Below are 10573 nucleotides of genomic sequence, written 5' to 3' on the forward strand. Positions count from 1 at the left end.
GGAATGACATAGTAATTTTACTATATTATTCTATGAACGCAACAATTCTAGTCAAAATAATTACTCCTTTAAGTATTGCATTGGAAAAGCAAGCTAAAATGGTAACAATGTCGGGTGAGGAGGGGATGTTTGGAGTGCTGCCGAGTCACGTTCCGATGATTGTTAGTTTAAAAGCCGGTTTAGTGCAGGTTTATATAGATGATATGCATAAATCCGAAAACACTTATCTTATTTCCGGCGGTGTAACCGAAGTAACGGCAAATTATATTAATATAGCTACGGAAACGGCTATTAACGTTACGAATTTAAGTGAAGCGGAAATAGCAACTAAGCTTCTCGATCTTCAAAAAACTTTATCAGATCAACATTAATTTGTTTGAAAAATCTACGTTTTGGGATAAGGTTATTTTAATGTCATTGCAAGGCTTTTTGCCGTCATTGCGAGGAGCGAGAAGCGACGCGGCAATCTTGTCAAACTTCCTGAGATTGCCACGCAGTTCTACGGCTGCTCGCAATGACGATGTTTATTCCACATAATCAAGTGAGAAACAAATGTCAAAAGTACATAATTCAGAATATATACAAGAGTTATCAGTCGATAATACTTCATACAAAATTTACGATATAAATAAAGCGGCAAGCGATATAGATCTTCCCTTAAAAAAGCTTCCATATAGTTTAAGAGTATTATTTGAGAATGTATTACGTTCTAATGGTTCAAAGCAAAGCTTACTTGTATTTAAAGAATGGCTAAAAACTAAAAAATCTGATGCGGAAATAGATTTTATGCCGGCAAGAGTTTTGATGCAGGACTTTACCGGTGTGCCTGCTATTGTGGATTTGGCGGCTATGCGTGATGCGATGAAGAAAATAGGAGGTGATCCGTTAAAAATTAACCCGCTTATTCCTGTTGATTTGGTAATAGACCATTCCGTAAGCGTTGATTCTTATGCAGCTAAGGATTCATTCAATAAAAATGTTCAAATGGAAATGAAACGTAATATAGAGCGTTATGCATTTCTTAAATGGGGGCAGCAAGCATTTAATAATTTTAAAGTAGTGCCGCCGGGTACGGGTATTTGTCATCAGGTAAATTTAGAATATTTAGCAAAAGTCGTGTGGCATAAAGACGGCACCCTTTATCCTGATAGTTTAGTTGGAACGGATAGCCATACAACTATGGTAAACGGTTTATCGGTGCTTGGTTGGGGAGTCGGCGGAATAGAGGCAGAAGCTGCCATGCTAGGTCAACCTCTTACTATGATTCTGCCGGAGGTAATTGGGGTAAAACTAACAGGAAAATTAACAGGTATAGCTACCGCAACCGATTTAGTTTTAACCGTTACCGAGATGTTGCGGAAAAAGAAAGTAGTAGGTAAATTTGTCGAGTTTTTCGGTGAGGGTCTTAAAAACCTAATGATTGCCGATCGTGCTACTATTTCTAATATGTCGCCTGAATACGGTGCTACTTGCGGTTTTTTCCCGATTGATCAAGAAACTATAAAATATCTAGAGCTAACAGGTAGAGAAAAAACGCAAATCAGATTAGTAGAGCAATACGCAACCGAGCAGAATCTTTGGTATGATTTTGAACATGCGGTAGAATATACTGAGGTTTTAGAGCTAGATTTATCTATGGTACATAGTTCACTTGCCGGTCCAAAACGTCCGCAAGATCGAGTAAACTTAAATGATGTAGCAAGTAATTTTAAATATGAATTACCGAATTTTGCTTTAGACAATAAAGACATTGATAAAAAATATGCCGTAGCAAATCAGAATTACGAAATTGGTAACGGCGATGTGGTAATTGCAGCAATTACTAGCTGTACTAATACTTCTAATCCTTCGGTTATGATTGGTGCAGCACTTCTTGCTAAAAAAGCACTAGAACACGGGTTAAAGGTAAAACCTTGGGTTAAAACTTCTCTTGCTCCTGGTTCAAAAGTCGTAACGGAATATTTGAAGCTTAGTGGTCTTGATAAATATTTAGATGAATTAGGGTTTAATCTAGTAGGGTACGGCTGCACTACTTGCATCGGTAATTCCGGGCCTCTAAATCCAGAAATAGAGGAAACTATTAACAAAAACGGGCTAGTTGTTGCTTCTGTTTTATCTGGTAATAGGAATTTTGAAGGGCGCATTAATCCGCTTACTAAAGCAAGCTATCTCGGCTCGCCTATTTTAGTCGTAGCATATGCACTTAGCGGCACTCTTAATATAGATCTAACAAATATGCCCATAGGAGAAAATATTTATTTAAAAGATCTTTGGCCAAGCAAAGAAGAGATAGATGAAGTTATTGCAAATTCAATTAATTCCTATATGTTTATAGAAAAATATTCTGATATATTTAGCGGAACGAAAGAGTGGAAAGATTTACAGGTTACTAATAGTTCTACTTATAACTGGAATAAGAATAGTACCTATATTAATAATCCGCCTTATTTTAAGGATATAGGCAGCAAGAATAATATACAAGATATAAAATCTGCAAAAATTCTAGCAATTCTCGGTGATTCTATTACTACCGATCATATTTCGCCGGCAGGTAGTATTAGTAAAACCAGCCCTGCTGCTAAATATTTAACGGACCATCATATAGAGCCTCTAGATTTCAACTCTTACGGATCACGTAGAGGAAATCATGAAGTAATGATGCGTGGCACATTTGCTAATATTCGTATAAAAAATGAGATGTGTAAAGGTGTAGAAGGCGGGTTTACCATAAACCAGTTAAACGGCACGCAGCAAACTATCTACGATGCAGCTATGGACTACAAAGCTCATGATGTATCGGTAGTGATTTTTGCAGGTAAAGAATATGGTAGTGGCTCATCTAGAGACTGGGCAGCAAAAGGACCTGGGTTGCTTGGTGTAAAGGCAGTGATTGCCGAGAGCTTTGAGCGAATACATCGCTCAAATTTAGTAGGTATGGGTATTTTACCGCTAACTTTTACCGGCAATAATACAAGATTAGATTTAAAGTTAGACGGTTCAGAAACTATTGACATTACAGGCTTAAGCGAGAATATAAGCTCTTATCATCCTGTTAAATGCGTGATAAAAAAACAAACCGGTGCAATAAGAACAATCGATTTAATATTGCAAATATTTACGGATAATGAGATAAATTATATAAAGCACGGCAGTATTATGCATTTTGTGGTAGAGAGTTTGAAGGGGTAGTTTGCTGGTATCGTCATTGCGAGGCAATTGCGTAGCAATTGTACGTACGTAATCTTGGGAGTTTGTTATTATTTTATGAGATTGCCACGCAGCCTACGGCTGCTCGCAATGACAGCTCAGATAGCCATGCAACAACGCCACATGGGAACGACATAAAGAGGTAAAAATATGGACAAGCATCTTAAAGAATATACCGAGAGTGGTAAGAAAAATTTAATAGTGGTATATATATTATATTTATGCGGGATCGTAGCTCCGATATTGCCGTTAATCGGGGTATTTTTTGCATATCTTAACAAAGATAAAGGCGATAACTTTGCAATTAGTCATTACGTGTTTTTATTTCGTACTTTTTGCCTTGGGGTTCTTGGGTGGATTGTATGTTTTATATTTACGTTTATCATGATTGGAGTAGTACTATACGTTATACTCGCTGTTTGGTATATACTGCGTGTTGCCATCGGTTTTAAATATATGATAGAAGACAAAGCATACCCAAACCCTATGACTTATTGGATAAAATAAAAATGATAAAGCTGAACGTAGACGGTTCTGAAATAGAAGTATCAGAAGGTAGCACCGTTTATCAAGCCTGTACACAAGCAGGAAAAGCAATCCCTCATTTTTGTTATCATGAGCGTCTAAAAATTGCTGGTAATTGCCGTATGTGCTTGGTTGAAATGGAAAAATCACCAAAGCCTATAGCTTCTTGTGCTATGCCGGTAAGTAACGGTATGGTTATTCATACCGATACGCCGATGGTAAAAAAAGCACGTGAAGGGGTAATGGAGTTTTTACTGATTAACCATCCTTTAGATTGTCCTATTTGTGATCAGGGCGGAGAGTGTAATTTACAGGATCAGGCTTTCAGATACGGCAAAGGTACTAATAGATTCCACGAAAATAAGAGATCTATTAAAGATAAATATATGGGACCGTTGATTAAAACAGCGATGACTAGGTGCATACAATGCACAAGATGTATTAGATTTGCGAGCGATATAGCGGGAATAGAGGAAATAGGAGCTATTCACCGTGGAGAACACATTGAAGTAACTTCATATTTAGAGCAAACTTTAGATTCCGAAATTTCCGGTAATATGATCGATATTTGTCCCGTCGGTGCTTTGAACTCTAAGCCTTATGCTTTTAAAGCTCGTAAATGGGAGCTAAAACATACCGCTAGCATTGGAGTGCATGATGCCGAAGGCTCTAATATTCGTATTGATAGTAGAGGCGATGAGGTAATGAGGATATTACCTCGTGTTAATGAAGAAATAAATGAAGAGTGGCTTTCGGATAAGAATCGTTTTAGTTATGACGGTTTAAAATATCAGCGCTTGGATCGTCCTTATATCAGAAAAAACGGTAAGTTAGTAGAAGCTAGCTGGAGTGAAGCTTTAAAGACAGTAGCGGATAAAATAAAATCCGTAAAACCAGAAAAGATTGCTGCTATTGCTGGTTCTCTCTCTTCTGTCGAAGCAATGTTTATGTTAAAAACATTATTGCAAAAGCTTGGCTCTAATAATTACAGCGTTAATCAGTTTGACTATAAACTAGATACCATGCAGCGAGGTAATTATTTATTTAATACTACTATTGCAGGGATAGAAAAGGCTGATTTATGTCTGCTAATCGGAGCAAATCCAAGGCAAATAGCTCCAGTATTAAATAGTAGAATAGGTATGCGAGTACGTGCCGACTCACTAAAAGTAGCAAGAATAGGTGGGGGGCATAACCAAACCTATAAAATTCAGGATTTAGGAAGTGATATTAAGATTATTGAGGAGCTAGCCATTGGTACTCATGAGTTTACGAAAGCCTTAAAAGCAGCAAAATATCTGATGATTATAGTAGGTGATGGTGTATATGCAAGAGATGACGGATATGCTATATTGTCGCTTATTCATAAGATAGTGACTGAATATAATATTATGCGTGATGATTGGAAAGGTTTTAATATATTGCATAATCACGCTTCTATAGTTGGCGGTCTTGATATTGGTTTTAATACTCCTATTAAGCTCGAAGAGTTGGAACTCGCTTATTTACTTGGAACGGACGTCATCCCATTTGATAAGCTGAAATCGACTTTTATAATATATCAAGGACATCACGGGGACGCAGGTGCTAGCAGTGCTGATGTAATTTTACCTGCGGCTGCTTATACCGAGCAGAGCGGAATTTACGTAAATTTAGAAGGTAGACCGCAAATAGCAGAAAAAGCAGTATCGCCTGTAGGGGTAGCTAAAGAAGATATAGAAATTATTAAAGAGCTTGCCGGTTATCTAAAAATAGATATCGGAATGGATAATTTGCAAGAAGTAAGAGTAAGACTTGCTAAAGAATATAAGGTATTTGCTAGTATTGATAGAATTATAGAAAATAAATTTAGTAAGTTTAGCTCTAAAGATAAGTTATCAAAAGAGCCTATAACTGCAGAACCTATTAATTATTATATGACTGACGTGATTAGTAAAAATTCGGTCACTATGGCTAAGTGCGTTGAGGCTAAGGAAGCAAGAGACGAAGAGGTGGCATGATGAAAAATATGCTATTCTCACCCCGTATTTCATTCCTGCAAAAGCGGGAATCCAGCTCTTTTTTTGTAAATTATTTTCTGGATTCTCACTTTTGCGGGAATGATATAATAAGAGTACAACCATGCTAGAACTCTTTTTTGAATATATTTTTCCGTTAATTATCATCGCTCTAAAGGTAGTTGCAATTACTATCCCTTTAATATTGTGCGTTGCGTATTTAACATATGCAGAGCGTCGTGTTATTGGATTAATGCAGCTTCGACGAGGACCTAACGTTGTCGGTCCGTTTGGATTACTTCAGCCTATTGCCGATGCGGTTAAGCTCTTATTCAAAGAGCCGATCATTCCAACCAATTCCGATAAAATATTATTTATTTTAGCACCGATGATAACTTTTATATTAAGTTTAATCGGCTGGGCAGTTATACCCTTTGCAAAGGGCGTAGTTCTGGCAGATATTAATGTAGGTGTTTTATATATTCTTGCTATTTCTTCTTTAAGTGTTTACGGCATTATTATTGCTGGCTGGGCTAGTAACTCAAAATATGCTTTTTTAGGAGCTATACGTTCCTCTGCCCAAATGATTTCTTATGAAGTGTCGATGGGGCTGGTTATTATTACCGTGCTACTTACTACCGGTACTCTCAATTTAAGTGAGATCATTGAAGCACAAAGAACAATGCCGTGGTGGATTGATTTAATGCTACTACCTATGGGTGTCGTGTTTTTTATCTCGGTGCTTGCCGAAACAAATAGATTACCTTTTGATTTACCTGAAGCAGAATCGGAGTTAGTTGCTGGCTATAATGTTGAATATTCCTCTATGGGATTTGCTTTATTTTTTCTAGGTGAATATGCTAATATGATATTAGTTAGTGCAATGACTACGACTTTCTTTTTAGGAGGTTACTTGCCGCCCTTTAATATATCGTGGTTAGATTGTATTCCGGGGTTCTTTTGGTTTGTATTTAAGGTCGGATTCTTATTGTTTTGTTTTTTATGGATTAGAGCGACCTTACCAAGATATCGCTATGATCAATTAATGCGACTTGGCTGGAAAGTATTTTTACCTCTAACTTTATTTTGGGTAGTGTTAGTATCAAGTGTGCTTGTTTATACAGATAATTTACCGAGTATTTAGGTGTTATTATCATTGTTGCTTGATCGGTTTACCCGTCATTGCGAGGAAATTACGAAATAATTGACGAAGCAATCTCAGGATATTTGATGAGATTGTCACGCAGCCTACGGCTGCTCGCAATGACAACTCGGTATCCATGCGGGTGATGCCCCGCAGAAATACATCGATCTTTAATATATAATTTTTATGATACACTATTTAAAATTGTTTTTTCTATATGAGATAGTAAGGGGGATGGCTTTGACTTTAAAGTATTTCTTTAAGCCCAAAGTTACCATAAATTATCCTTATGAAAAAAGCCCTATTAGTCCAAGATTTAAGGGTGAACATGCCCTGCGTCGCTATGAAAACGGTGAAGAACGCTGCATTGCGTGCAAACTCTGTGAGGCGATTTGTCCGGCACAAGCGATAGTAATTGAAGCGGACGAACGAGAAGACGGCAGCAGGCGTACTACTCGTTATGATATAGATATGACAAAATGCATTTATTGCGGATTATGTCAGGAAGCTTGCCCTGTAGATGCAATAGTTGAAGGTCCTAATTTTGAGTTTGCAAGTCTAACTCATACCGCACTTATTTACGATAAGGAAAGATTACTGCAAAATGGCGATAGATGGGAACAGGCACTCGCTAGTAAACTACACAAAGATTACGAGTATAGGTAATATACTCGTTTAATTACTCTTCATTTATTCGGAATATATACGTATATTATGCTATTGTGATTCTGTTAATAGGTTCATTTCAAAAAAGTTAAATTAAAAAAATATATCATGAAAATTCGAACCTTGCATTCGAGATTTCATAAACCTTTGTAATTTAATTATTGCTTTTCTTTTTTTTGACTTTTATTCTCTTAATTATAAAAACTAAAAAACTATATTCCTACTGGAATAAGAGGAACTCATAAAATATATAGTACTAATGAGCAATATTTAAAGCTAAAATCATATGATAAGGATTTATATGAACAATTAAAAGCCTCCAAAAGAGCTAGAAGACAAGAGAATTAGTTATAAGAATAATATATAAAGTTACTAAAACACATGCTGTAAGTACAATAATTAATTGTTCAATTTGGATTATAGTAGCCTTATATTTTTTATTGTACATTGGGAGATTTATAAAAATACGCAAAACAATAATAATTAATCAAGCCGTAATATCTGTGCAGATTTTATAGAGCTTTCTAGATGAGAGGATAGAAGAACAATACCGCCGCTATTTGCTTTCATGACAATTAGATTATTGAGTAAAGCCCTATTTTCTTTGCTTAAGTTAGTTTCAACTTCATCAAGTAGCCATAGGTCAGATTGGCAAGCAATAAGCCTTGTTATGGCTACGATTTTCTGCATTCCGCTAGACAAACTATAGCATTTTTTATCTAATAAGTCGTGTAATTTGAAGTAATGAATAGCAGCATATAGGGTTGCAGCGGAATTATAAATTTCTGACCAAAATTTTAGATTCTCAAAAACAGTCATTTCTGATTTTAGACCTAAATTATGACCGATATAAGTGCAGTAAAGTTTAGCGATATTGTTAATATTACAGTTTCTATAGTAGATATGACCGCTACTCGGTTGCATAATTCCTGCTATCATTCGTAGCAACGAGCTTTTCCCACAACCGTTAGCTCCTTTTATATATGTTATAGAAGAAGGAAGAAAAGTAATATTTAGATCAAATAAGTTTTTAAAGTGTAATTGATGAAGTGATAGCATGTCCTTGTTATACCGTAGCTTGACCACGGTATCCATATAAAAGCAATTCAAAATACTAATAATTTCACTAGATATCGTGGTCAAGCCACGGTATTACATCTGTTGCTTTTTAATAAATTTAATTTTCATGATGCTCTTCTGGTGTGGTCCGTTAATTCTGTATTATCTTGTTGATTATTATGACCAATTCCAAGTTTCTCACGAGCATCTCTTCAAGCTTCTTTATGATCTGATGCATCAGGATTTACCACATGACTTATATCTATGCCTGTTACCTTATTAGCTTCTTGACCTAGTTTTTTAGTTGCGTTGTTTAATTCATGGTTTATTTTTTTAGGTTCTTTTGCTATTTTTCATATAAACCTCACTTTTAAGTTCTATAATTAGAGTAGCATTTATATTTTTTGTAAGCAATTAAAATTTTACCAGCAAATTTCCCACCGATAAGCTAAATACATTTAAAATAGAACTCGGCATTAGACCAAAGTAAATAATTAATAATATTAAAGGAGCTATTGAGATGATTTCGTATTTATATAAATCTCTGAAATGCATAATTTCTTTATTGGTAATTTCACCGAGCATTACTTCTTTGTATAATTTCAGCATATAAACCGCCCCGAAGATTATGCCGAGAGCTGCTATAAAGGTTGCTACTACATTCACCTTATAAATCCCAAGCAGGCTTAAAAATTCTCCAATAAATCCACTAGTTCCGGGTAACCCGACAGAGCCGAGCATTGCAATCATAAAAAATGCGGCAAGCACCGGCATTTTACTTGCTACACCACCATATTTAGCTATTTCTTTTGTATGTAATCTTTCGTACAAAGTACCGACTATTAAGAATAGACATGAAGAAATCACACCGTGGCTAAGCATCTGAAATATTGCTCCGCTAACTCCGGCTTTAGTAAAGCTAAAAATACCTATCGTAACATATCCCATATGTGCAATAGATGCATATGCTATCATCTTCTTCATATCTTTTTGAGCAAGCGCAACGAGTGATGCATATATTATAGCAATAACGCTAAGGTAAATTACGTAAATTGCAAATTCTTGTGATACACTCGGACATAGAGGTAGTAATACTCTTAAAAAACCGTAACCGCCGAGTTTTAGCAAAATACCGGCAAGAATAACCGAGCCGCTGGTTGGAGCTTGTACGTGTGCATCGGGTAGCCAAGTATGAAAAGGAATAATAGGGATTTTAATGGCAAAAGCAATAAAGATAGCCCACCATAAAATTTGCTGAGCAAATAATGGAATATTATCGGTAAGCTGAAAGATATAGGTTAAATCAAAGCTATGCATTTTGCTATAAATATAAATTAATGAAAGTAGGAAAAATACAGAACCAAAGAACGTGTATAAGAAGAATTTAAGAGCCGCATATATTCTATTCTTGCCACCCCATACGCCGATAATAATATACATCGGCACTAATATTGCTTCAAAAAACAGATAAAATAATAGTAAATTTACCGAGGTAAATGCCCCTATACAAAAAGATTCCATTAATAAGAAACATACCAAATATTCTTTAATATATTTTTTAACGGTAAATAAGCTTCCAATTATACAAATAATAGTAAGAAAAGAAGTTAGAACCACAAAAAATATTGATATACCGTCAACGCCTACATGGAATTCAAGCCCGATCTTATCAAGCCAAGCGTAGCGTTCAACGAATTGATAAGCGGGGTTTGAGGAGTCAAACTCTATTAAAATATAGATAGTTGAGATGAATGTTAAAACAGAACTAAGCACTGCAACATACATTAAATATATCGGTTTATCTGCTTTTTTACTTTGACTAATAAACAGCAAAATATATAGCACGCTTATTAGCGGCAGAAAAATACTGATAGATATAATAGGTAATTCTAACATTCTTTAAGATTTTATGAGTTTTTTTCGGTCATGGCGAAGCAAATTACGAAGTAATTGACAAAGCAATCCCAGGAATTTG

8 protein-coding genes are annotated in these 10573 nt (G+C 35.6%); 6 read left to right on the plus strand and 2 right to left on the minus strand.

All coding sequences use genetic code 11. From position 1 onward, the window contains the following. Positions 1 to 32: 32 nt before the first annotated feature. The 6 genes from RSIB_RS02045 to nuoI all read left to right on the plus strand — a co-directional run bounded on the left by RSIB_RS02045 (position 33) and on the right by nuoI (position 7539). The gene (locus RSIB_RS02045; protein WP_004997326.1) at positions 33 to 371 is read left to right on the plus strand and encodes a F0F1 ATP synthase subunit epsilon; all 339 of its coding nucleotides are present in this window, start codon (positions 33 to 35) and stop codon (positions 369 to 371) included. Positions 372 to 552: 181 nt separating this feature from the next. Beyond that, positions 553 to 3189, plus strand: coding sequence for an aconitate hydratase AcnA (gene acnA / locus RSIB_RS02040; protein ID WP_004997328.1), 2637 nt, complete (start codon positions 553 to 555; stop codon positions 3187 to 3189). 168 nt (positions 3190 to 3357) lie between these two features. Next, positions 3358 to 3714, plus strand: coding sequence for a DUF4870 family protein (locus tag RSIB_RS02035; protein ID WP_004997331.1), 357 nt, complete (start codon positions 3358 to 3360; stop codon positions 3712 to 3714). 2 nt (positions 3715 to 3716) lie between these two features. Next, the gene (gene nuoG / locus RSIB_RS02030) at positions 3717 to 5732 is read left to right on the plus strand and encodes an NADH-quinone oxidoreductase subunit NuoG (protein ID WP_032850903.1); all 2016 of its coding nucleotides are present in this window, start codon (positions 3717 to 3719) and stop codon (positions 5730 to 5732) included. A 121-nt stretch (positions 5733 to 5853) separates the two neighbouring features. Then, positions 5854 to 6873 (plus strand): NADH-quinone oxidoreductase subunit NuoH, encoded by a 1020-nt coding sequence (gene nuoH / locus RSIB_RS02025; RefSeq protein ID WP_004997335.1) that lies wholly within the window; start codon positions 5854 to 5856, stop codon positions 6871 to 6873. 186 nt (positions 6874 to 7059) lie between these two features. Further along, a complete protein-coding gene (gene nuoI, locus RSIB_RS02020) occupies positions 7060 to 7539 on the plus strand; it encodes an NADH-quinone oxidoreductase subunit NuoI (protein WP_016728366.1) in 480 nt (159 codons plus the stop codon). Between the two features lie 483 nt (positions 7540 to 8022). On the opposite strand, the gene ccmA is transcribed toward nuoI, so the two are convergent. Both ccmA and RSIB_RS02010 read right to left on the minus strand, forming a co-directional pair. Further along, positions 8023 to 8598, minus strand: a complete 576-nt coding sequence (ccmA, locus tag RSIB_RS02015) for a heme ABC exporter ATP-binding protein CcmA (RefSeq protein ID WP_004997339.1) — start codon at positions 8596 to 8598, stop codon at positions 8023 to 8025. Positions 8599 to 9012: 414 nt separating this feature from the next. Next, entirely contained in the window at positions 9013 to 10494 is a 1482-nt protein-coding gene (locus RSIB_RS02010; RefSeq protein ID WP_004997341.1) for an NADH-quinone oxidoreductase subunit M, read from the minus strand. Positions 10495 to 10573 lie beyond the last annotated feature (79 nt).

Origin of the sequence: Rickettsia sibirica 246 (genome assembly GCF_000166935.1) — a bacterium.
In the GTDB taxonomy this organism is placed as follows: Bacteria; Pseudomonadota; Alphaproteobacteria; order Rickettsiales; family Rickettsiaceae; genus Rickettsia; species Rickettsia rickettsii.

What these genes read in the sequence shown, in the direction of transcription:
- ccmA (WP_004997339.1), bottom strand. Translation starts at nt 8,598, where the DNA reads ATGCTATCACTTCATCAATTACACTTTAAAAACTTATTTGATCTAAAT.
- acnA (WP_004997328.1), top strand. Translation starts at nt 553, where the DNA reads ATGTCAAAAGTACATAATTCAGAATATATACAAGAGTTATCAGTCGAT.
- nuoH (WP_004997335.1), top strand. Translation starts at nt 5,854, where the DNA reads ATGCTAGAACTCTTTTTTGAATATATTTTTCCGTTAATTATCATCGCT.
- nuoG (WP_032850903.1), top strand. Translation starts at nt 3,717, where the DNA reads ATGATAAAGCTGAACGTAGACGGTTCTGAAATAGAAGTATCAGAAGGT.
- RSIB_RS02045 (WP_004997326.1), top strand. Translation starts at nt 33, where the DNA reads ATGAACGCAACAATTCTAGTCAAAATAATTACTCCTTTAAGTATTGCA.
- RSIB_RS02010 (WP_004997341.1), bottom strand. Translation starts at nt 10,494, where the DNA reads ATGTTAGAATTACCTATTATATCTATCAGTATTTTTCTGCCGCTAATA.
- RSIB_RS02035 (WP_004997331.1), top strand. Translation starts at nt 3,358, where the DNA reads ATGGACAAGCATCTTAAAGAATATACCGAGAGTGGTAAGAAAAATTTA.
- nuoI (WP_016728366.1), top strand. Translation starts at nt 7,060, where the DNA reads ATGATACACTATTTAAAATTGTTTTTTCTATATGAGATAGTAAGGGGG.